The following is a 21,304-nucleotide window of genomic DNA, read 5'->3' as shown; positions in this document are numbered from 1 at the left end:
TTTGCTGAACGTTGCATTTGACGCATCGCGTGCCTCGTTTTCACTCGGCTCCCGACGAAAAGCATAGTGACGCTTGGCATCTGGCCGATGAGAATAGTGATTCTTCACGATTCCGACTGCCGGTTCTGCCATGCCGTTTGATTCGCGCGCTATTCGATTCTGGCTCTATGCTCTTGTTCTGCCGACGTTGGTCTTCGTCAGCGGATGCGGCGGGTCGGCCGAGATCGAATTTGTGGAAACGAAGCGCCTCGATGAAGGCTTGACGAATACGGACATCAAAATCCTCCAGGCGGTATTCGGGGGGCTCACCGATGAGGAGCGGGCGGCTCTGCCCGAAATCCTTGCCCCACGGGCGGACTGGTCAGCCGACAGGACATTGCCGGTCAAAGAGCTCTACGAGGAAGAATTGACCGAACTCGTCGCGGTTCACTCACTGGAACGTTTGGCGGAAGCGTTTCCCAAGTCGCCGTCATTTGAACGGCAGGTCGAGCGCACTCACCGCACCCGGGAACAGGTTGCGGCCCTCTACGCTTCGGCCGGCTACGCCCTTAGCCGAAAATATTGGGGAGCCGTCAAGCCGCTCGACAGACTGATGCAAAGGGCCGAAGACGAAATGTGGGAGCTCCGCAATGATGAGCGACCCTTCGCCTCGCTTTCTCCCGAGGCCCGGTACCGGGTGTTGGAACGAGCCGGGTGGATTTCGGTTGCCGATCGGGTTGAGCAGTTGATGGTGGTCGCCGAACAAAACGTGGAGACTGTGACCGAGTTCGAAGACGAATTGCGAAAGGTCTTGCCCGGCCGCTTCTTCGCCGATCCGCTCTCCCCCATACTGCCGAGATTGGCGGTTTACGGTGTGCCGTTCGAAGAAGACGACCCCGATCGCTCCGACGCGGACCTGACTTGGAATTCGTCCGATGTCGTCACGAATGCTCAGTCAGCAAGTTTGAACTCAAACGCGGCGACCGAGGTTCCGGCTTCGGAGAAAAATTCCGATGACGCCGAAATCGAAGCGAGTTCCTCAGCACCGATCGCCACCAATCGCGAGAACGGACGACGGTGAATTCGGCGATCAAGCTTCGTTTGACGCTCGATCTCCGTTTTCCAAGGCCGATCGTTTACTGAGCGCTGTTCATGTCGGGGCGAAGGCGTTTCGCTTCGCCAAGGTAGACGTGCACAATCTCTGCCTGTTGGCGGTCAGTCTCGACGTGCAACAGAACGCGAATGCAGCGGGGCATTGCGTTCGGAACGGCGATTTCGGCAGCACACAGCAGGGGCACCTGATTCATGCCCATGGCTCGTGCTGCTTCGGCCGGGAAAGTCGCTGTGAGGTCGGTCGTCGTTGTAAAAATTGCCGAGACGATCGCATCGAACTGGCTGATTCCGTTTTTTTCGAGAATCTCGGTCAGCAATTCGGTCGTCGCTTCCAGAATTTCTCCGGCGTCATCGCGCTCAACGGTCGTGGCCCCTCGGATTCCTCGCATGGCTGACATTGCCGTAAACTCACTTCCGGTGGTCGGAGCTGTTTGAATCGATGTTTCCGGCCGGTTCTGCCCGAGCGATCGTTGCGTATGTGAGTGTAGCCGGGCGACGCTTCCGGTTGAACTTCCCGACACCGATTTGTTCAGCCGGGCGGACCGGCCTCGGATCGGTCTTGCCGCAACAGCGCGTAGTAATTACAAGCCGCGGTCGCCCGGAAGGACCCGGGAAGCGGTTCGGCGAATAGTCGCACACCGTCCTCCGTTGTCACGGAAGTTGACGAAAATAATCATGCAGGGAACAGAACAACCGATCGAGGACCTGATCCGAAATATCGAGGTCGATCCTCTCGGTGATGTCGGACGGTCGCTGTCCGATGCGGCTCCGTTCGAATCGGCCGGTCCCGAGTCATTGTCGTTTCTGACCAACCATCGTTTGATTGACGCCGATTCGCCGAGCAAGGCGGGCGCGATCGTGACGACACGTGAAATTGCGAATAAACTTGAGACAGCCGAATACGCGGGCGTCATCCTGATCGCGGATCAGCCGCGAGAGAAATTCTTCGAAATACTCAGCCGTCTGTGCCCTCCTCGCCCGAGGGCCGAGATCGGTATTTCGAAAGCCGCTTGGATTCACCCCTCGGTCGAAATCGGCGAGGGCACGAATATCTATCCGGGAGCCAGCGTTGCCGAACACGTGGTGATCGGCCCGGGATGCGACATCCACCCCGGCGTCCGGATCGGCCCGAATTGCCGAATCGGGGCGAACACCTGCGTGCATCCCAATGCGGTCCTATACGGCGATGTTTCGCTGGGTGAGCGCGTGATTGTCCACGCCAACGCCGTTCTCGGGGCGGACGGATTCGGCTACGAATTCAAAAACGGCGGCCATCAACGATTGCCGCACGGCGGCTCCCTTCGCGTTGAAGAGGATGTCGAAATCGGTGCCTGTACCGCGATCGACCGGGCCATGATCGGCGAAACCATCATCGGTGCCGGGACCAAAATCGACAATCTCGTGCAAGTGGCCCATAACTGCCGAATCGGCCGACACAACCTTCTCGCCGGGCAGACCGGGATTGCCGGGACCGTCACGACAGGGGACTACGTCGTGTGTGCCGGCGGCGCCGGGATTTCAGATCACACGACGGTCGGCGACAGAGCAATCATCGCCTCACGATCTGCGGTGCATAAGAATGTTCCGGCTGGAGAAACGTGGGGTGGCTACCCGGCCCAACCTGTCGACGACGCCAAGCGACAGGTCATGGCGCAAAAGCGGGTTCCCGAAATGCGGGATCAAATCAAAGAATTGCAAGCACAAGTGGCTCAACTGCAAGCCGCCCTTCGACAAGACGACGGCAGCGCCGCAGCGTAGCCAGCGTAAATCCAAATATCGCTTGGCGTGCGGCCACTGCTTCCCACCGATGTCTGAACCGATTACTTCCCCAACCCCACCGTTACCTTAGGAGCAGCGACCGTGAGAGTCGTCTCCGACGAATCCGCCGACACCGCGAGCGAAGCCGACGGGCAAGCTGCGCCCAAGCCCGCCTCTCGGCGGATCGGGCTGCTGGCCGGCGCCGGTCGCTTCCCGATCGTCTTCGCGGAGGCCGCGCGCCGGGAAGGTCATGTCGTTGTGGGCATGGGAATTCGCGGGATGGTCTGGCCGGAATTGGAATCGGCCTGCGATCATTTTCGCGAAGAAAGTATCGGAAAGGTCGGAAGAGCCGTCCGGCTGTTTAAACGCAATAAGGTGCAATCGATCGTGATGGCGGGGAAGGTCGAAAAGAAAGAGTTGTTTCGACCCGGGGCCCTCATCCGCAATATGCCCGATTTGCGAATGCTCCATCTGATCTACACGTATTGCCGCAAAGACAAGAAGGACGACACACTGCTCACCGCGGTCATCCGCGAATTCGAGCGGGACAACTTTAAATTCGAATCGGCTCTCGACTACGCACCGGAGTTACTCGTGAAACACGGCTTTCTCACACGACGTCGGCCGAGCTGTTCCCAATGGGAAGACATTCGTTTCGGCTGGGATATCGCCAAGGAAATGGGCCGACTTGATATCGGGCAAACGATTATTGTTCGCAATAAAGCGGTGATCGCCGTTGAAGCGATCGAAGGGACCGACCGAGCGATTCGTCGCGCCGGCGAACTGTGTCGACGCGGAGGGTTTACCGTCGTTAAGGTCGCCAAGCCCCAGCAGGATATGCGATTCGACGTCCCGACAATCGGGCTCGACACGCTCCGCACGATGCACGAAGTCGGCGGTCGCGTCCTCGCGATCGAGTGCGACAAGACGATCCTGCTCGACGAGCCGGAAGTGATTTCGCTCGCCAACAAACTCGGCATCGCAATTGTGTCGCTCAACGCGGACGAATTGTCACTTAGCGCGGCGGCATGATCTCGCCGATCAGCAAAAGACGCCGATAGCCCGACGCGCCAGCGAGGGATTTGAACGGTAATAGCCCGACGCGCCAGCGAGGGATTTCGCTCAACGGGCTACCACAAGATCAGGTCCCTCGCTCGCGCGTCGGGCTTGTTTTTGCGCCATCAAGACGTTGCTTCATCGCCCGGCAGCAAGTGCCCCATGCGATCGCGTTTTGTCTGCATGTAGCGTTCCCGCGTTTTCTCAGGCGGGGCGATGATCGGCACTTGCTCAACGACGTCGAGGTCCATTGCTGACTTCACGAACGAGTCGGTCTTCTTCGGGTTGTTCGTTAAGAGGCGGATCTCCCTCAAGCCGAGGTCTTTGAGAATTTGCAGTCCGACCATGTAATCCCGCTGGTCGGCCTTAAAGCCCAAGTGCGTATTGGCTTCGACGGTGTCCATGCCCTGGTCTTGCAGCACGTAGGCCTTCAGTTTGGGCATCAGTCCGATGCCCCGCCCCTCCTGTGGCAGATAGACGACCGCGCCGCAGCCGTCGTCGGCAATCATCCGCATCGCCATGTGAAGTTGATCGCCGCAGTCGCAACGCAGTGATGCGAGTAAATCTCCGGTAAAACAAGATGAGTGCATCCGCACAAGCGGCGGTTTTCCCGATCCAGTCAGGTTGCCCCAAACCAGCGCTAAGGGTTCTTGAACCTCGTGGTCGACCTTGTAACCGACGACAGTCGGCGTTCCGTAGTCCTTCGTCGGGATTTCCACCTCCGCGACCCGATGCACGAGTTGCTCGCGCTGTCGTCGATAGCGAATCAGATTTTCGATCGACACGATCGGGATGTTGTACTCATCCGCGATCTCGCAGAGCTCGTCGTAACCGGCCATGCCGCGACCGTCGCGGCTGCAGATTTCGATCAGCACGCCAACCGGATTTTTCCCCGCGAGGCGGCACAGATCGACCGTCGCTTCGGTGTGACCGGCCCGTCGCAACACGCCCCCGTCTTTTGCCAGCAGAGGGCTGATGTGCCCGGGGCGAACAAATTCACCCGGCGAACTTTTCGGGTCTGCCAGTGCCCGCACAGTGGCCGCCCGAGCATCGGGGCTGACGCCCGTCCCCGCCGATTCGTGATCGACTGGCACGAGAAACGGCGTTCGATGCGGAGCCGTGTTTTGCTCTTCCTGAACCATCGGTGCCAGATGCAGCCGATCAGCCGTCTCGGCGGTCAGTGGGGTGCAGAGCAGTCCTCGACCAAATTTCAGCATGAAATCGACGAGTTCGGGCGTCATCGACTCAGCCGCGCAGATGAAATCGCCTTCGTTCTCACGCTCGTGCGAATCGACAACGATGACGAGACTTCCGGCTCGAATCGCTTCGATGGCTTCTTCAATGGCAGATTCGCGGTCTGGGCGACTCATTGGCCGGTTCTCTTCGAGTGTGGACATCGTCTGAACAGATTCTAGCGCCTCGACGGAAAAATCGTAGCCTGACTGCGATTTCGGACTTCGGGCAAAATCGCTGATCACCCGCCGCTTGAAGCGAAGCGACCGAAGCGCGAGACTGTGAACTTCAATCTCAGTCTCTCACGCGCTCGCGTGAGAACATTCATCGTCGCCAGCCCGCACAACCTCGACTTATGTCTCAACAAGCGCTTGATCGAATCGTCGCCGCCCTGAGTGACATCGAACTGATCGATCCCCATTCGCATATCAACCCGCACGATCCGGCGTCTCACAATCTGGCCGACATCCTCGGTTACCACTACTACACCGAACTGGCCCACTCGGCCGGGCTGCCGGCCGATCGCATCGAAGAGTCCGATATCTCGCCGAAGGAACTGGTCTCTCGACTCGTTCCGAAGCTCGACTCTCTCGACAATACGATCCAACTCAGTTGGCTGGTCGAGATCGCGCGGGAATTGCTCGATGTCGATATTGATCGGGTGACGAGCGACAATTGGGAGCAGCTCTACGACGCCGCAGAGCAAAAAATGTCCGCACCCGACTGGGAATCCGAGGTTCTCAAACGCAGCAAGCTAAAGCAGGTTTTTCTCACGAACGATTTCGACGATCCGCTCGAAGGCTTTGACACGGACCGCTACATCCCGTGCCTGCGGACCGATGACCTCGTCTTCCATTTGCATCAACCGTCGGTCCGCGAGCGGGTCGCCAACGCGACCGGCGTCGAGGTGACCGATGCCAAGTCGGTTTGGGAAGCGCTGGGCAAGCTGTTTTCTCACTTTAAGTCGAAGAATGCGAAGGCGTGCGCGATTTCGTTGCCGCCCGATTTCGTCCCCACGCACGTCACCGATGAGGATGCCGAAGAAGCGTTTATGCGACTGACCGACGGGCGTCCGTCCATTGAGGACCGTCAGGTGGTCAGCCGGTTCGTCTTCTGGTCTTTGGCGGAGATGTGCGCCGAACACCGCTTGCCGTTCGATTTGATGATCGGCGTGAATCGTTCCGTCTACCCGGCGGGGGTCCATCAGGGGCGGGATCTGTACGATTCGCGGTGCTCCCTGAGCCAGTATGCCGAATTGTTCAATTTCTTCCCGCAGGTCACGTTCCCGGTGTCGGTCCTCGCACCGACGATGAACCAGGAACTCGTGTCATACGCATGGATTTTCCCCAATGTGGTGACCAGCGGGCATTGGTGGTATTCCAATATTCCAGCCCATATCGAGCCCGATTGCCGGGCTCGCTTGCAGGCAGTGCCGCGAACGAAGCAAATCGGTTATTACAGTGACATGTACAAGTTGGAATTCGGCCTGCCCAAGTTCGCGATGTATCGGCGCGTGCTCGCGAAAGTTCTGCTCGAAGACTTCGTGATCGGCCATGGCTGGAGCGAGGAGCGTGCCGTCGATTTGGGCCAAACCGTCCTACGAAGCAATGTGGAATCGATTTTCTTCGCCGATTGATCATGATGGGTGATCGGCGTGGGTGATCGAAGACGTGTGAAGTGATCACGTTTTGCCGCTGGTTAAGTGGCAGCGATGAGGATCGATGCGATGGCGAAACTGATTTTGCTCCAGCAGGGCGGCTCGGCCATCCCCTACGAGTTGACCGCCACTGAAACCTACATAGGTCGGCATCCCGAATGTGAGATTCATCTCAATTCGAATATGGTCTCACGCAAGCACGCCCGCGTCTTGCCGGGGACCGAATCGGTCGTCATCGAAGACCTCGGCAGCGGCAACGGCACCTACGTCAATGGGCGCCGCATTGAAGAACCGACGCAACTCGGTAATGGCGACCGCGTGAAGCTCGGCCCGATTCTGATGAGGTTCGAAGACGACTCGTTGGCATCGGTCTCGCCACTCGATGCGATCGGATCGACCTTATCGTTCGGCAGCGGAGACGGCATCGACGTCACCTCCGGCGGCACCGATCAGGCGACCATCATGGAATCGGTCGAGGATTCGACCGGATTCGGGCGACTCGATGTGCAGCCGGAGGCCAAGCTGCAGGCGGTCCTCGAAATCAGTCGGCGTCTGGCTCGCGCGCAGGAATTAAATACTCTGCTGCCTGCGATTCTCGACACGCTGTTCGACATCTTCCCCGGCGCCGACCGCGGCTGCATTCTGCTCAATGACCGTCGCGGCAAGCTCGTTCCCGTTGCCCAGAAGCATCGCGATCAAACGGAAGACGATTCGGTCAAACTCAGTCGCACGGTGCTCAATAAGGTCTTGGAAACGAAAACCGGTAAGCTCTCCGCCGATGCCGCCAGCGATGCCGAATTTAGCGCCAGCGAGTCGATCTCAAGCCTCTCGATCCGCTCGATGATGGCGGTCCCGATGCTCGACCTCGATAGCGAAGTCGTGGGCGTCATTCACATCGACACGCAGAATCCGATCTCACGGTTTCGGGGGGAAGACCTCGACCTGCTGACCGCGGTCGCCGGGCAAGCGGCCCTCTCATACGAGTCGGCACGCTATCTTACGTCGCACCTCGACAAGATGAAGCAGGACAGCGAGATGGAGATCGCCCGGGCCGTGCAGCGGGCCCTGCTGCCCGACTGTTTTCCGGAGGTCGACGGCTATGAATTTTATGCGTCTTACGATTCGGCCCAAGCGGTCGGCGGCGACTACTACGACGCCTTCGAAATGTCCGACGGTAAAGTCTGCCTCTCATTCGGAGATGTTGCCGGCAAAGGTGTGCCCGGTGCGCTAATTATGTCCCGGATCGCCAGTTGCGTGCAGAACGTGACGCAATACGTGCAAGATGTTGAACCGGCCTTTGTTGCAATCAACAATCACATGTGTGCGAAGATGGTCGAAGGTCGCTTCGTGACCTATGTGCTGACCTTCTTGGATCCGAAGACGCACCAAATCTCTCTGTGCAACGGCGGCCACATGACGCCGCTGATTCGCAAGGCCGACGGCACGATCGAAGAGTTCGGTGAAGAGGCAATCGGCTTGCCCATCGGCGTGATGGAGGACTACCCGTACGAAGCGATCAGCCGCACGCTCGAGCCGGGCGAAACAGTGGTCATCATCACCGACGGCGTCGACGAGGCGATGAACCCGCAGGGCGACCTCTATACCAAGGAGCGCGTCGTCGAATTCTTAAAGCAGGACTTCCCGGACGCCGAACAACTCGGCATCGCCCTGCTCGCCGACGTCCGCAAACACGCCGCCGGCCGTGACCAAAACGACGACATCACGATCATGGCGTTCGGCCGGAATGGTTAGGAGCTGTCAACGCTGGCATTGGTTTGCCCAAATAGCGTGGTAGGGCTCTCGCCGGAAAGGGGAAAAACTCCGTAGCCGGAAGACGTCACCGATTCGGTCGCCCAGCGAAATAGAAGTTAGCGGCTGGTAGCCGCGCCATTGTCAGCATCAGATTTGCGGTCGTTGCACTTTGCTTTGGCGATAATCTCGGCATTATATTTTTCGGCCGCGGCACGCTCTGCTGCGGTCGGCTTTTTGGGGAAGTCTTTGCTCCAACCGCGAGCACGGTCTGCCTCGTCAATTTGACGGATGAGGTCTTCGACCCGTCGATGAACGGCCTCGGTATGGCGAATCACGAGCATGTCGCCGACCGGAACCACATCACCTCCGACACCGACTACGGCCATCCATGGGGCATCGATCGAGAGTTGGAGCGCGTTCCTAAATTCGGTATCGGGGTAAACTTCACGCCAAGCGAAATAATACGGCCCAATGAATCCGCCGATCCCGCCGAATCGTGGGGGCACGCCACGCGAAGTCGCCGCGTCCGCGACCAGTTTGTCGATATTGTAAACCCTGTTTTTCAGGTAAGTCTTTGCCCGTTCCTCAGTCGTCACTGTCACAATCCCGCCATCGTCGATTAATTCCAAAGCATATTCGCGGGTGACAAGCCTAAAAATGTCTCTGGCTGAAATCGCTTCCGTTCGATTGCGAAGTGAGAATCGCTGCGTGGGATCGATCTCGTTCTTCTTGATCGCGAGCGGATCAATCCGGAAAGTCAAACCGACTTTGCCGCCGATGAGTTGGAGCATTTCGCTCAAAGTTACGTCGTCAAACGCCAATGGCGTTACCGGCATATCCAACTTTCGTTCAACATTTGTCAGCTCGCGCCGCGGTAGTGACTCAGATACCGGTGATGAGCGGTGCGACTCCTCCTCTGCCGTATCGGACGTTGAACGCAGAGCACGTAAATCATGTAATACCGAGGAGATTTCTCGATGAATTTCCATATTGTGATTGATGATCAGCAATCCATCGAAATGAGCCAACGATCCGCCACGCCCGTCAATATTCATCCATGGGCCCGGCGTCAATTGCTGGATTGAATTCTCAATATCCCGGTAGAACGGGAATTCTACATAGTCCGGAAATCCGAGCCGCTGCTGCAGGCTACCGTCGTCGACGAAGTCACGCACGTTGTAAACTCTGACCACAAATGTATTCGCGGCAGCCTCATCTGAAGTAATCACCGCGAACCCGTTGTCATTGATCAGAGCCACGTCGAGATGCTGCGTCATCAAGCGAAAAACATCGCGGACGGAGATTTCGGTCTTTCCAGTAATTAAAGACACGTCGGTTCGCGGACTCACTCCCGCTATTGCAAGTGCTTTCTCATCGATTACAAATCGGATGTCGGTCTGACGCTCCAACGCGTCAACGGCATCCTGGAGCGGCAAATTCTCAAAAATGATGTTGCTGAGCGGAGCGTCGAGTTGGGCTTCGAGCTTCTTGAAGCGTTCAATCGTCCGCTGTCGGCCCTCGACGGTGGCAGCGAGTGGTGCGCTGTAAGTATGGGTGGGCGGTGATTCGGTGTCCTGGGCCTGTGCGGTAGTGCTGATGAGCACCATCGCCAGAGCGGCCGGCAGTGTCATTCGCAAGCAAGCGTAAAACCGTAGGTGACCTGCATGACAATAGGCTGGCGTGCAGCGAGTGAGGAATCGAATCATTGGTCTCGCCGATCGACTTAACAGCATGAGTGTTCTATTATCGTATTCAATCATCGCGTTGGCCGAAGAATAGGAACGTGCAGGGACATGAGGTTTCTTGGCGACAGACGACACTTCGTTACTCCGGTGAATTGAACAAATCTTCATTATGCTGCTGATGAGCTTCTCGCTCGGCTTCTGTGGTGTTTTTGGGGAAGCCCTCGCTCCAGCTCTGCAACTTGTCGGCCTCTCGAAGTTGCCGAAACAGGTCGGCGAGCTCTCGGTGAACGCCCTGAGTTTGACTGACGACCAGCAGTCCATCGAAGTGCTTGATACTGCCGCCGAGGCCATCAATGTTCATCCACGGGCCTGCGGTCGCGCTCTTGATCACAATAAGGAGTTCGTTAGCTGGCGGCATTTCAATCGACTTATTCGGAACGGACCCGGGTGCGGCCGAGACGCTTCCTCCAATCCACAACGGTGCCAGTGGGCCCCGGTGAACGGCGGCGTCTTCGAGCAGGTCCCTGACGTTATACACCCGGGTTTCCAGCGCGTCGTCTGCGGCAGTCTGCGTCGTAAGTACGGCAATTCCGCTGTCATTAATGAGAGCGAGGTGGAGGTTTTGTGACGCCAGCCGAACGACGTCGCGAACACTGATTGCAGTTTCGCCCGTCGAAAAAGAGACCTCCTGCAACGAATCCATCCCATCGTCCATCAGGGCAGCCTCATTGATGTGAAAAGTAATGCCGGTCCGCTTGGATATCTCCCCCAGCACATTCGCGAGCGGGGCTTCTTTAAATGAGATAACGATAGTCTCGTCGAGCTTCCGCTCCAGTTCTCGTATTCGCTCGATTGTCCGCTCACGCCCCTGTGTGGTGCCTGCGGTTGCGCCGCTGACAGAGTGAGGTTCGGCGGTCGCATCTGATTCCGCGGCAGAGCCGATCTGGGGGAGGCTGATGACAGAAACCGTGAAGACAGCGATCAGCAAAGGTTGCATGTGGGTACTCCAAATACACTGATTGGCTCGTCTACACTGGCAACTGCTGATCATTCTTTCAATGACCTATTGAGGATTGGAGAATGTCCCCGGGGGCAATTCCTTGCAAAAATTCAGAATTACGGGCAAATCCGTCGGTTTACCGGCAGATAGTCCGGGAACACATTTGTGGACGAATTTTTGGACGAATAGTCGCGAGAACAGACGATGACACGCCTCTTTATCGGCTTCATAACCCTCTGCGTGGGAGCGATGGCAGCGGCCGGCGAGATTTCGCACACGCAGTTAATGCAGCGGCTTGACGCGCTTGATGCCCGTGTGAAGACCGATGGTGATGCGATCGTGGCGGTGAGCCTCAAGCCGTCGAAGCCGATCGATGCCGAGGTTTGGGACGCGCTGGCGAAAGAGCCAAAATTGACAGCGTTCACCGGTACGCGATTTTCAGGTCCTGACATCCGCCGTATCGGCGGTCTGAAGTCTTTGACGCGTCTGACACTCGGCGGCGGGAATTACGACGATGGTGACCTCAAGTCATGGTCGAATCTCAAAAATCTCCACCGGCTGCATATCCATCACAATCGCGGATTAAGCGGTGACGGCTTTCGACAATTGAGCGGCTGCAAAAATTTGGAGCACATCACGATTCACAACGTCAAGCCGTTCAAGGGCAAAGCGATCGCGCATCTGGCGAAGCTGCCGAATTTGAAATCACTTCATTTAACGGCTGTTCGAACCGACTTAAATGATCTCGGTCCGCTCGAAGGTCATCCGACTTTGGAAGAGGTGACCTATGCCAATAAAGATTTCGACGGAATTGTCCGCTTCGTTGCGACCCTGCCGAGTTTGAAGAAGGTTGAACTACTCCGCGATAAAATGGCACCGATTGATGACCGGTTGGTCGCCGCATTGGCAGCCAAGCCAAATCTGGAACATATTCGCGCGGTCAATGTCGGCTTCACGAAAGCCCAATATGCCAGGTTGAAGCGAGCTCTGCCGAAACTGGAAATCGACATGCGGAAAGATGACGGCGGTCACACGAAGAGCTATCCTGTCAAGCCGCTGTAGGCGGAGTTCAGATTTTCAATCGCGCAATAAAAAACGAGGGGCTCTCGCCCCCCGTTTTGTTCTTGTGCCGCGACGAAACTACTTCATGTCGGCGAAGATATCGGTCGGTTCGGCGACCTTGCGGTAGCCCATGCCCTTGAGGACCTCGAGAACTTCGCTCCAGGTCGGGAATTGTCGTCCCGCCTTTCGCTTGTACTCATCCATGGCCCGCATGAAATCGATTTCTTCGCCACCGTAGTCGCGTTCGCAGGTCGTCGGGTCAATTTGTCGCCGGCGTTCCACTTTGGTTCTCCGTCCGCTATCGCGGCGTCCTTCGTCGTTCTGCTGTTCTTCGCTCGATTCAGTTCGACGTTCCGACATTGCTCGTCGGGCCGTCGATCTGCGGTCGACGCGGAGTTCTGCCACTGCCTGTGTATCACTCACCATGATCTCTCGGGGAAAGAGGTGTCCGATCCGACACCTGTTTCCGACCGGGCGACCATCGATTCGTCCCGATACTAAGGGGAGGAACGTTAATGCGATTGCAGTCGCGGGCCGAACGGAGGAATCAAATATCGTTTCGGGAAGACACTCCGTCGCGGCCTTCGCCGGCTCCTGCCGGCAGATACTTCGTGCGCTGATTATTATCATCGACGCGAAGTTAGGAAGACTGAACAGCCCTGTTAAGATATTGAATTAAAACCGAAGCGCGGAAAGGGCCGGTGGTGACGATCGTATCAATCTTGAGAAGTTGTCCGCTTGAAATGATTAATAGGGCATCATTTCGGGTTCGCGCGAGGATCGGCGACCAACAGGTCGAGTTTTAATTGAACGGAATCGTCGGTGACGTGAGCTGCGCAGCGAATCCGGTCGATCCACGTCAGATTTTCCAAGATGACTCTTGGGGCTGACGAGGTTAGTGGCGGCGATGTCGGGCCGTTCTTCAGATCGGCCACTCCGAACGCCGCCCGCATTGCCGAAATATCAACATCTAATCGCAGCGATCCGGATTCTGCTTGAGATGCGGCAGATGCTGAGACGGCGGGGATAGTTTCGACAAAGTCGCGCAGCAGCGTGAAATTTGAGACGAGAACCAAATGCCTCGAATTCAATAAGTAAGCGGGGCGCCGGCCGTCGCCATTGTGCAAGACACCCGCTGCCCCGGCGTTTTCAGTGACAATTGACGTAAACTTCAGGTTGCTCTGTCGGGTTTTGTTCCACTCCGACAGCAGTACGCACGTTGTCAGGTATAAAGAGTCGGCCGCCGCGGCCAAGTGTTCCTCGTTACATCGGATCGTTGAGGTCAAAACGGCAACCTCCGTCGAATGGCTCTCGTCGCGTTCGGACTGGACGACGTAGAGATCCCACTTGCTCGTAAATCTTCTCAATAGATCGAACAGCTCAGCGGACGGGCCGACCGCCCCCTGCATGAGACGGACGGCGAGTTCGACATCAGTGCGACGCTCCGTCGAATCACCGGCGATGATGAATCGAGCCGCCTCTTCCGGGTTCCAGTAAATCTGCAAGTGCGCAGTGACTCGCTCGACGGTGTCGACGCTCGATCGGGTCATTTCGCCGGACTCAAACACCCTCATCAGACGCCGACCGCGATCGTTACTCGGAAACGCAGTCGCGCTAATGGAAAGGCCGTTGTTCGTCACCGACATAGAGGCATTAACGGAACTAAAGAGTCGATCACTCCTATCGTTGCTGGAAGCGTCGCGTGTTGTATCGAACCAAACCCAGAGATCCGCCTCCGAATGCTCCATTCGCGATCGGCGAAAGCTGTGGTTCGCTTCAAGCGAGTTAATCGCCGGATCGGGTTCCGTTGGTGACTGACTCACCAGTTCGAGGCACTTCGCTATGGTTTCGCTTCGACGTGCCGCGACGAATAGCGGTCCTCGAGTTGCGAAGAAATAGTGGTCATCATCTTCTGCGCTCCCCTTCTGCCGTGCTGAAACCGAAGCGATCGAAGAATCGACGACGGGTCGCGGATCGAGGGCGGCGAGAGCCAGCATCGCGTTGCGACAAAGTTGCTCGTCAGGAAATCGGACAATCACTAGGAAGTCGGATGGGACTTGCGGATCGACGGCGACAATTCCCTCGCTACGAGAGATGGCATTCCATGCCGGTCCCCGAATTGATGACTTTAGACTTCGGATCGATTGAATGGCCTCCCGCAAGTCGCTCGAGCGATCTGAAGTCCACCAATCGCGCAGTGCAGGCGAGTTACGAAGCCGTGGCCAGATCGTCGCGCGAAATTTTTGTGCGGACTCACCCGGCTCAAGCCACCCGATAACGCAGGTCGCCTCACTTGGAACGTAGCTGGCCAACGAGTCGTCTGCGCGGCTGAAGACGGGAGAACTCAGCAGGAGCGCAATGACTGGGATGAGGATCAGGCAATGAGTACGCATTGCATTATAGATTTTTCGCCTGACCGAATGCGGTCTGTCCGTCGAGCATGTCCCATACGCCGAAGACGCCAGCCTCAACGGAGCGTGTCGGTGAGAAGTCACTTGGGGTTGGATCAGGAACCGCATCGGAACCGTGGCTGCGGCCTTCAAAATTGAGTGTAACTGTCATGGCCAAAGTCGCTTCATGGTAGAGGCCGCGCGAGACTTCCCGCGCTTCATCGACAAGGCTTGCCAGGGTGACGGACGCGTTCCGAAAACCGCTTCGCTGCGACTTCAAAGCCGAGTCGTCTTTTGACGATGATCCAAGAGTCCAGTCGTCGCGCGGAACCTCCACGATCGGAGCTGCGTTCAAGGCAATTGCGGAACTTAAATCGTTGGCGTCACCCGTTTTCGACTCAGGCTTTAAGATAGACGGCGTCATCGCGGATGCGATCTCTTCAGGAGTTTCCGAAGGCACCGGCGATACAGATAAGAGCAACGCACACGCGGTGACGCAAGTTGCAACGGCAAACGAACCAACCAACGAGCCGATTCGTTTCGTTTCCCATCGCTTTGAAGCATGGATTTCTCGCGTGACGACAGTCTCGCAAACGTCAGTCGAACTCGACTCGACTGCTAACTCAGATGCCCGGCGGATCATGACTCTGTCGACGAGATCGACGGGCGGTCGCACCGATCGCCACGCTTCGATCATCCGATCGACGTCATCTGGCGGCAGCCCGGATTCGCTTGGCTGGATGCGAGAGGGCGGCGATGAAACTCGCAGTCGATGTTGAGATTTACGAGGCGACTGAGACATAACCCTCCTCCTCTGCGATCCCTCGTCGACTGAGCAAATCGGCAAGCTCACGCCGGGCACGGTGCAGCCATGTCTTGACGGTATTGACCGGCCGGTCAAGGATTTCGGCGATCTCGACGCATGAGTATTCGTCCCTGTAATACAATTCGAAGCACAGGCGATACTCTCTCCGCAATTTGCTAAGGGCCAGTTCGAGTTCTTCGGCCATCGCAAGATCGGCAGCCGTGGCCGCGGGACTGCAGAACTCGATGACCTCTCGCACCGAACGCACTCGGGACGATTCCGACTGCCGTTTCTTCAGCAGCGTGCGGCAACGATTGACCGCGATCGTCGTCAGCCAAGGCTTCAACGGACGACCGGGCTCCCAACGGTCCAAAGCTCGAAAGATGCGAAGAAAAATGTCTTGGGCGGCGTCCTCGGCGTCCTGACGCTGCCCAAGAATTCGCAGGCAAATCGCGAAGACGAGCCGCTGATACTTCTGGACGAAGAGCCGACACGAGCGTTCATCGCCCGAGATGCAATTGCGAATGAGTCCGGACTCGTCGGAAGTCACGACATCCCCGGCCGGCATTTGATAAATGGTTGATGAGGCATTTGGCACCAAGCCTACGACCTGATACCTCGGAAGGACCCCGCCCGTTTCAGAAAAATGGCAGTTTCGGCCCCCGAGTGCCGATCAGTCTGATCCACGCTGCAACTATTTCTGGATACTCTCACGAGCGACTTGCCGGGCGGCACGGTAAGCGTGCTTGATCGTGAATAGTCGAGCCTCGATTTGCTCTTCGCTGTAATACTTTCCCGGCTCGCTTGGCGGCAGTCCGGCAAGAGACAAGGTCAGCGGCAGCAGATCGAGAAACTGACGATATCGCTGCTGGGCTTCGCTCTGATTGTCGGCCATTGTGGTTCATCCTGTCGGGCGGTCATCGTCGACACGACCGTTCCTTCGAACGGACTAATTGAGCTTTGCAGCTCTCAGTGTGATGCATTGAGAGCGGGATTCAAAACAGTGTAACGCATTCCGAAGGTAGTTCTTCCACTATTTCACGTGACATGTCATTCGATGCCACGGTGGCAAAACGGGTTCGGCCTTACTCTTCTTTAACGCCAGTCGACTCCGGCGGCGGTAGCTTCACGGCTGGGGCCTCGCTCGCGGGTTTACTGTTCGCGGTCGAAGGCAGCTCGTAAACCGTATCGGTTGACGTCTTGGACCCCGGATCGGCAAACACGCCGGAATCGGCCGGCGGCGCCGGCGGCGTGGTCAGGGGCTTGTGATCTGCCGGGGCTTCCTGGGTCACAATTTCGAAATTCAGAGGTCCGATCACGACGCGATCGCCGTTGTCGAGCACGGTTTCACCATGCAATCGCGACCCGTTCACCCCGGTGCCGTTCGTGCTGCCCAAGTCGCGCAGCCGGACCGCGTATTCGTCGAGCTGAAATACGCAGTGATGCCGACTGATCAATTCGCTGGACGGCCGAAGATGGCAATCTTTTTCGCGACCGACCAAAAACTTTCCCTGCGGCAGCGGAACGAGTTTGCCCTCATGCTTGCCACCGAGAACCTTCAAAAACGCCTGAATCATTACTCCAAAACCTCGCTAAGACGGCGGTCGAAACGTCGATTACCACCAAACTGCAGTGACCGACCGACAGAGTAGACGGACCGGCATTAACGAAACTGCTCCGCGGTGATTGCGCTCATCGACATTCGAGCCGCAATTTCCGTGTGCGTTGACTCCTTGGACCCAAATTGGAAATGGAACGAAAACGGCGATGATGAGAATAGCGGAAAGCGAGGTCGGATCGATGAATGCCAATCGGAAATTGAATGAAAATGAACCGCACCGATGACCTAAGGCGCGATCGTAGGCGGCCCGAAATTCTCTGTCAATGAGCCAGACCGGCTCTCGGAAAATCGGTGGTAAGACGTGCCCCCAATCTGTCGGTTCTATCACGGCTACGTCGAAAAGCGCTCAGAATGAGAAATGGCTCAGAACGTGAAACCGTCCTGAACGGTTCCGTCGCCGAGATATTCCGCCAGATTCCGGCTGAATGTTCCCGCCAGCATGGCCAGCCTCTGTCGCGACAGCGGCACAAGATCGAGCAGCCCGGCAATCTCAGGAGCGAAAGGCGAATGTCGTTCCAAGAGCGAGCCGTGCTGAAGTACAGCCCCGCGTCGCCGTCGCTGAGCACTACCGACGATTTTCGCCGCGCGAAACTTGGTCCCTGATGCCGAAGGATTCACCACGATGTCGCGTGCGTCACGACGTAAGAAACAGAGAAAATTCGAATGGCCCGCTTCCGTCGGAAGAACCGGACCGCGCAGGCCCGCTTTGATGTCGTTGGCAAGCATCAAATCGATCAACAATTGATGAACACTCTCGTAGAGCCGCTCCGGCGGGGAGGCCTCCGCGTGCGTGCGTGAGATGGCGCAAGAATAGGTCCACTCGCAATCGTGCAGAATTGCCCCGCCCCCGGTCAGCCGCTGCACACGTGGCAGCGACCGGAACCGCTGAGGGATATCGTCAGCCGCATTCTTCTGGAAGTGACCAAGCGAGATCGTCGGCTTGGACCAGCGGTAAAGCCGCACCAGCGGCCCGGCACCATCGGCTGCTGCTTCGAGCATCGCCGCGTCGCGAGCCATGTTCTCGCTGCCGGTACGCGGCTCGTGATCGATATCGAGTTGAACCGCTCCGGCGGCCATCACTTCTGTCCTCTCAGCGATCGCCGCCCGATGTCGCCGAAGTCAGCCTGAATTACGTGGCCAGCGCAGCACCGGCGACTTGGCTGCTCGGACTTCGTCAGGTCGACAAATCGCAGTTGTGTGTGGAGCGGCGTGCAGCATCTCCACGTCCTCGGCCGCAATTTTTTCCAGAGCCACAGCGAATGCGTCCAGCGTCTCCTTCGATTCCGTCTCCGTCGGTTCCATCATCATGGCCTCTGGAACGTCCAGCGGAAAGTAAACCGTCGGAGGGTGAAAGCCGTAGTCGATTAATCGCTTGGCAATATCCATCGCGGTAATGCCACGTTCTTTTTGCAATTGCTTGGCCGAGGCGACGAATTCGTGCTTGCAAATCGTGCCGTACGGCACGGGAAACGTGTCTTTGAGTAAGGCCTTCAAATAGTTCGCATTGAGGACGGCTTTCTCGGAGACCTCTTTCAGTCCCGCGGCCCCTAACGTGCGGAGGTAGAAGTATCCGCGTAACAGAATGCCGACGTTCCCGAAGTGGCTGCGGACTCGTCCGATCGATTTGGTCGGGTTCGTCAGCCGAAAAGACTTCGAACCGTCGTCGCCTGTCGATTCCTCAATGATCGGACCGGGCAGGTAGTCTCCGAGGAAATCGCGAACGGCGATCGGCCCCGCTCCCGGGCCGCCGGCACCATGCGGACCGGTGAACGTCTTGTGAACGTTGTAGTGCATCATGTCGCCGCCGAAGTCACCGGGACGGGTGATACCCAAAATCGCATTCATATTGGCTCCGTCGATGTAAACGAGGCCGCCGTAATCATGCAGCATCGAAGCGACATCGCCGATCTGATCCTCGAACAAGCCGAGCGTGTTCGGGTTGGTGATCATGAAGACGGCGACCTGCTCATCGAGGTGCTTCTTCAATTCTTCGAGATCGACAAGACCTTGCGCGGGCGCCTTGAGCTGGACGGTTTCAAAGCCAGCCAGTGCGGCACTGGCCGGATTAGTTCCGTGCGCGCTACTTGGGAACAGCACCTTGGTTCTGTTCTCGCCGCGATCTTCAAAGTAAGCCGCCGCGGTCAGCAACGCGGTCAGTTCACCCTGAGCTCCTGCAGCCGGTTGCAGGGAAACCGCCGGAAGTCCCGCGATCTCTCCCAGCATTTGCTGCAGGTCAAATAGAATGCCGAGCATGCCTTGGGTGTCTGCCTCGTCTTGATAAGGGTGCAGGTCCCCGATGCCAGGCAGCTTCGCCAGTCGTTCGTGCCGCTTCGGGTTGTACTTCATCGTACAACTGCCGAGCGGATAGAAATGCGTGTCGACCGACATGTTGCGGGTCGACAAATTGACGTAGTGCCGCACGACATCCGGTTCGGCCAACTGCGGAAGCAGCGGCGGCGAATCGGTGCGATAACGCTTAGGCAGTAATTCGTCGAGCGGTCGTTCCGGGATGTCACCGCTGGGATATTCGGTGCCTCGGCGACCCGCTTGTGAGAGTTCCGAAATGAGCTGAACGGCTTGCTGATTTCTCATGAATCTCTTTCAGTCGTCCTGCCGCGTCTCATGGAATTCGCCCGCGAGCAGGGCGGAATTGTGTCAGTCCGTTGAATCTTCAGTGCCAGAAATCACAGCGGAGATTTTTACCGAAGGGCAGCCGCAAGGCGGTCTAGTTCCTCGCGGGTTCGTTGTTCGGTCACCGCCGCCAACAGCAATGAATTTCCGCTCAGCCCGTTGACATCGTCATCAGCGGTGACGCGTTGGAATCGTGGTCCCAAATCGAACCCGGCAGCCCTTGCTCGGGCGGCAACTTCTTCCGCGCCGGCATCGCACTTCAACGCGAATTCTTTAAAGAACGGCCGATCGAATGCTAGAGAGAGACCGTCGATTTCGCCCAGCTTATCTGCCAGATAGTGCGCCTTCCGCAGGCAGAGTTCGCCGACTTCCTTGAGTCCCTCGGGACCGAGCAAGCTCAAGTAGATCGTCGCCCGCAGAGCCAGCAACCCTTGGTTCGTGCAGATGTTGCTTGTGGCCTTGCCACGTCGGATATGTTGCTCGCGCGTTTGCATCGCCAGCACGAAGCACTCTTTTCCATTCTTGTCTTCGGTTGTCCCGATCAGTCTCCCCGGCATCTTCCGCACGTACTCAGACCGGCAGCAGAACATGCCGAGATACGGACCGCCGTACTGCATCGGGACACCCAGCGATTGCCCCTCGGCGACGGCGATGTCGGCACCATACTCTCCCGGCCGCTTGACGAGTCCGACGCTGAGCGGATCGAACACCGAGATCGCCATTGCACCAACTTCGTGAGCTTTCTCAACGATTGCTTCAGCTTCTTCCAGGCACCCGAAGAAGTTCGGATGCTGAAAGATGACGCACGCGGTCGTTTCGTCGACCGCCTTGGCAACCTCGTCAGGATCGACCGTGCCGTTTGGGCACGGAATCTCGACCAGCGTCGATTCCAGCCGGGTCAGATAGGTCTTCAGAACGGCGCGATACTCCGGATGAACGGACCCCAGCACGACGATCTTGCCGTGCCTTCCGCTTACTCGAACCGCCATGAAAGCGGCCTCGCTCATACTGGTCCCGCCCTCATAGAGGCTCGCATTCGAAACCTCCATTCCGGTCAGTTCACAGGCGAGCGATTGATACTCGAAGAATGCCTGCAGCGTTCCCTGGCTGCATTCCGGCTGGTACGGCGTGTAGGCGGTGTAAAACTCGCCGCGGCCTGCGATCTCATCGACGACTGCCGGGATGAAGTGGTCATAAACCCCGCCGCCCAGAAGACAGACGCGATCATTCGGGCCGACGTTTCGACCGGCCTGCTCCGTGATCGCCCGCTGCAGTTCGATTTCCGTTAATGGCTCCGGAAGGTTCATCAGGCCTTCGAGCCGAAATCGCTCCGGAACATCGGCGAAGAGGTCGTCGACGGAATCAACGCCGATTCGCGCGAGCATTTCCTCTCGCTGCGATGCGGTATCAAAAAAATACGACAAGATGTTCCTCCGTAATCATCGACGCAGCGACCGCGTAGGGAAGCGAGGCGGCTCCGGTGGTGAGCGAGCGATTTTACCGGCGCGTGATTATAGGCGAACGCTCCGGTATCTCCACCGGTAAGGCTGACGCACCGGCAA

At 57.4% G+C, this 21,304-nt stretch carries 19 protein-coding genes; 6 read left to right on the top strand and 13 right to left on the bottom strand.

Features of this window, described 5'->3' with window-relative positions; translation table 11 throughout:
- Nucleotides 1-130 precede the first annotated feature (130 nt).
- Nucleotides 131-1,060, top strand: coding sequence for a hypothetical protein (locus Pan189_RS13230; RefSeq protein WP_145364458.1), 930 nt, complete (start codon nucleotides 131-133; stop codon nucleotides 1,058-1,060).
- 55 nt (nucleotides 1,061-1,115) lie between these two features.
- Here Pan189_RS13230 and aroH read toward each other — a convergent pair whose 3' ends face one another.
- On the bottom strand, nucleotides 1,116-1,490 hold the full coding sequence (gene aroH, locus Pan189_RS13225; protein ID WP_145364457.1) for a chorismate mutase: 375 nt from the start codon (nucleotides 1,488-1,490) through the stop codon (nucleotides 1,116-1,118).
- Nucleotides 1,491-1,767: 277 nt separating this feature from the next.
- Between aroH and lpxD the strand changes: the two genes are divergently transcribed.
- Together lpxD and Pan189_RS13215 are read left to right on the top strand one after the other, a co-directional pair.
- On the top strand, nucleotides 1,768-2,850 hold the full coding sequence (gene lpxD, locus Pan189_RS13220; protein ID WP_145364456.1) for a UDP-3-O-(3-hydroxymyristoyl)glucosamine N-acyltransferase: 1,083 nt from the start codon (nucleotides 1,768-1,770) through the stop codon (nucleotides 2,848-2,850).
- A 102-nt stretch (nucleotides 2,851-2,952) separates the two neighbouring features.
- On the top strand, nucleotides 2,953-3,882 hold the full coding sequence (locus tag Pan189_RS13215; protein ID WP_145364455.1) for an LpxI family protein: 930 nt from the start codon (nucleotides 2,953-2,955) through the stop codon (nucleotides 3,880-3,882).
- 149 nt (nucleotides 3,883-4,031) lie between these two features.
- Here the strand turns inward: Pan189_RS13215 and ribA are convergent, their stop codons facing one another.
- Nucleotides 4,032-5,276: a GTP cyclohydrolase II gene (gene ribA, locus Pan189_RS13210; protein WP_310820448.1), complete on the bottom strand. Its 1,245-nt coding sequence runs from the start codon at nucleotides 5,274-5,276 to the stop codon at nucleotides 4,032-4,034.
- Nucleotides 5,277-5,494: 218 nt separating this feature from the next.
- Between ribA and Pan189_RS13205 the strand changes: the two genes are divergently transcribed.
- Both Pan189_RS13205 and Pan189_RS13200 read left to right on the top strand, forming a co-directional pair.
- Entirely contained in the window at nucleotides 5,495-6,775 is a 1,281-nt protein-coding gene (locus tag Pan189_RS13205) for a glucuronate isomerase (RefSeq protein WP_145364453.1), read from the top strand.
- 90 nt (nucleotides 6,776-6,865) lie between these two features.
- Complete coding sequence (locus Pan189_RS13200; RefSeq protein ID WP_145364452.1) at nucleotides 6,866-8,548, top strand: SpoIIE family protein phosphatase; 1,683 nt, start codon at nucleotides 6,866-6,868, stop codon at nucleotides 8,546-8,548.
- Nucleotides 8,549-8,664: 116 nt separating this feature from the next.
- On the opposite strand, the gene Pan189_RS13195 is transcribed toward Pan189_RS13200, so the two are convergent.
- A complete protein-coding gene (locus Pan189_RS13195) occupies nucleotides 8,665-10,179 on the bottom strand; it encodes a hypothetical protein (protein ID WP_145364451.1) in 1,515 nt (504 codons plus the stop codon).
- Nucleotides 10,180-10,372: 193 nt separating this feature from the next.
- The gene (locus Pan189_RS13190; RefSeq protein WP_145364450.1) at nucleotides 10,373-11,230 is read right to left on the bottom strand and encodes a hypothetical protein; all 858 of its coding nucleotides are present in this window, start codon (nucleotides 11,228-11,230) and stop codon (nucleotides 10,373-10,375) included.
- A 207-nt stretch (nucleotides 11,231-11,437) separates the two neighbouring features.
- Between Pan189_RS13190 and Pan189_RS13185 the strand changes: the two genes are divergently transcribed.
- Complete coding sequence (locus Pan189_RS13185) at nucleotides 11,438-12,295, top strand: leucine-rich repeat domain-containing protein (RefSeq protein WP_145364449.1); 858 nt, start codon at nucleotides 11,438-11,440, stop codon at nucleotides 12,293-12,295.
- Between the two features lie 78 nt (nucleotides 12,296-12,373).
- On the opposite strand, the gene Pan189_RS13180 is transcribed toward Pan189_RS13185, so the two are convergent.
- The 9 genes from Pan189_RS13180 to gcvPA all read right to left on the bottom strand — a co-directional run bounded on the left by Pan189_RS13180 (nucleotide 12,374) and on the right by gcvPA (nucleotide 21,166).
- Nucleotides 12,374-12,721 carry a hypothetical protein gene (locus tag Pan189_RS13180; RefSeq protein WP_145364448.1) on the bottom strand — a complete coding sequence of 116 codons (348 nt, stop codon included), beginning with the start codon at nucleotides 12,719-12,721 and terminating at the stop codon, nucleotides 12,374-12,376.
- A 332-nt stretch (nucleotides 12,722-13,053) separates the two neighbouring features.
- Nucleotides 13,054-13,845: a hypothetical protein gene (locus Pan189_RS21405; protein WP_310820447.1), complete on the bottom strand. Its 792-nt coding sequence runs from the start codon at nucleotides 13,843-13,845 to the stop codon at nucleotides 13,054-13,056.
- An 847-nt stretch (nucleotides 13,846-14,692) separates the two neighbouring features.
- Nucleotides 14,693-15,487 (bottom strand): hypothetical protein, encoded by a 795-nt coding sequence (locus Pan189_RS13170; RefSeq protein WP_145364446.1) that lies wholly within the window; start codon nucleotides 15,485-15,487, stop codon nucleotides 14,693-14,695.
- Nucleotides 15,468-16,040 carry an RNA polymerase sigma factor gene (locus tag Pan189_RS13165; RefSeq protein ID WP_310820446.1) on the bottom strand — a complete coding sequence of 191 codons (573 nt, stop codon included), beginning with the start codon at nucleotides 16,038-16,040 and terminating at the stop codon, nucleotides 15,468-15,470. The genes Pan189_RS13170 and Pan189_RS13165 overlap by 20 nt, the downstream gene beginning before the upstream one ends.
- Before the next feature lie 144 nt (nucleotides 16,041-16,184).
- Nucleotides 16,185-16,385, bottom strand: coding sequence for a hypothetical protein (locus tag Pan189_RS13160; protein WP_145364444.1), 201 nt, complete (start codon nucleotides 16,383-16,385; stop codon nucleotides 16,185-16,187).
- A gap of 190 nt (nucleotides 16,386-16,575) precedes the next feature.
- Nucleotides 16,576-17,067: an FHA domain-containing protein gene (locus Pan189_RS13155; protein WP_145364443.1), complete on the bottom strand. Its 492-nt coding sequence runs from the start codon at nucleotides 17,065-17,067 to the stop codon at nucleotides 16,576-16,578.
- A gap of 407 nt (nucleotides 17,068-17,474) precedes the next feature.
- On the bottom strand, nucleotides 17,475-18,188 hold the full coding sequence (locus Pan189_RS13150) for a lipoate--protein ligase family protein (protein ID WP_145364442.1): 714 nt from the start codon (nucleotides 18,186-18,188) through the stop codon (nucleotides 17,475-17,477).
- A gap of 42 nt (nucleotides 18,189-18,230) precedes the next feature.
- Nucleotides 18,231-19,703 carry an aminomethyl-transferring glycine dehydrogenase subunit GcvPB gene (gcvPB, locus tag Pan189_RS13145; protein WP_145364441.1) on the bottom strand — a complete coding sequence of 491 codons (1,473 nt, stop codon included), beginning with the start codon at nucleotides 19,701-19,703 and terminating at the stop codon, nucleotides 18,231-18,233.
- Nucleotides 19,704-19,810: 107 nt separating this feature from the next.
- Nucleotides 19,811-21,166: an aminomethyl-transferring glycine dehydrogenase subunit GcvPA gene (gene gcvPA / locus Pan189_RS13140; protein ID WP_145364440.1), complete on the bottom strand. Its 1,356-nt coding sequence runs from the start codon at nucleotides 21,164-21,166 to the stop codon at nucleotides 19,811-19,813.
- Nucleotides 21,167-21,304 lie beyond the last annotated feature (138 nt).

The sequence above is a fragment of the Stratiformator vulcanicus genome, from assembly GCF_007744515.1.
Classification (GTDB): domain Bacteria; phylum Planctomycetota; class Planctomycetia; order Planctomycetales; family Planctomycetaceae; genus Stratiformator; species Stratiformator vulcanicus.
Note: the sequence above shows the minus strand (reverse complement) of the source record. Positions and strands in the feature narration are given on the sequence as shown.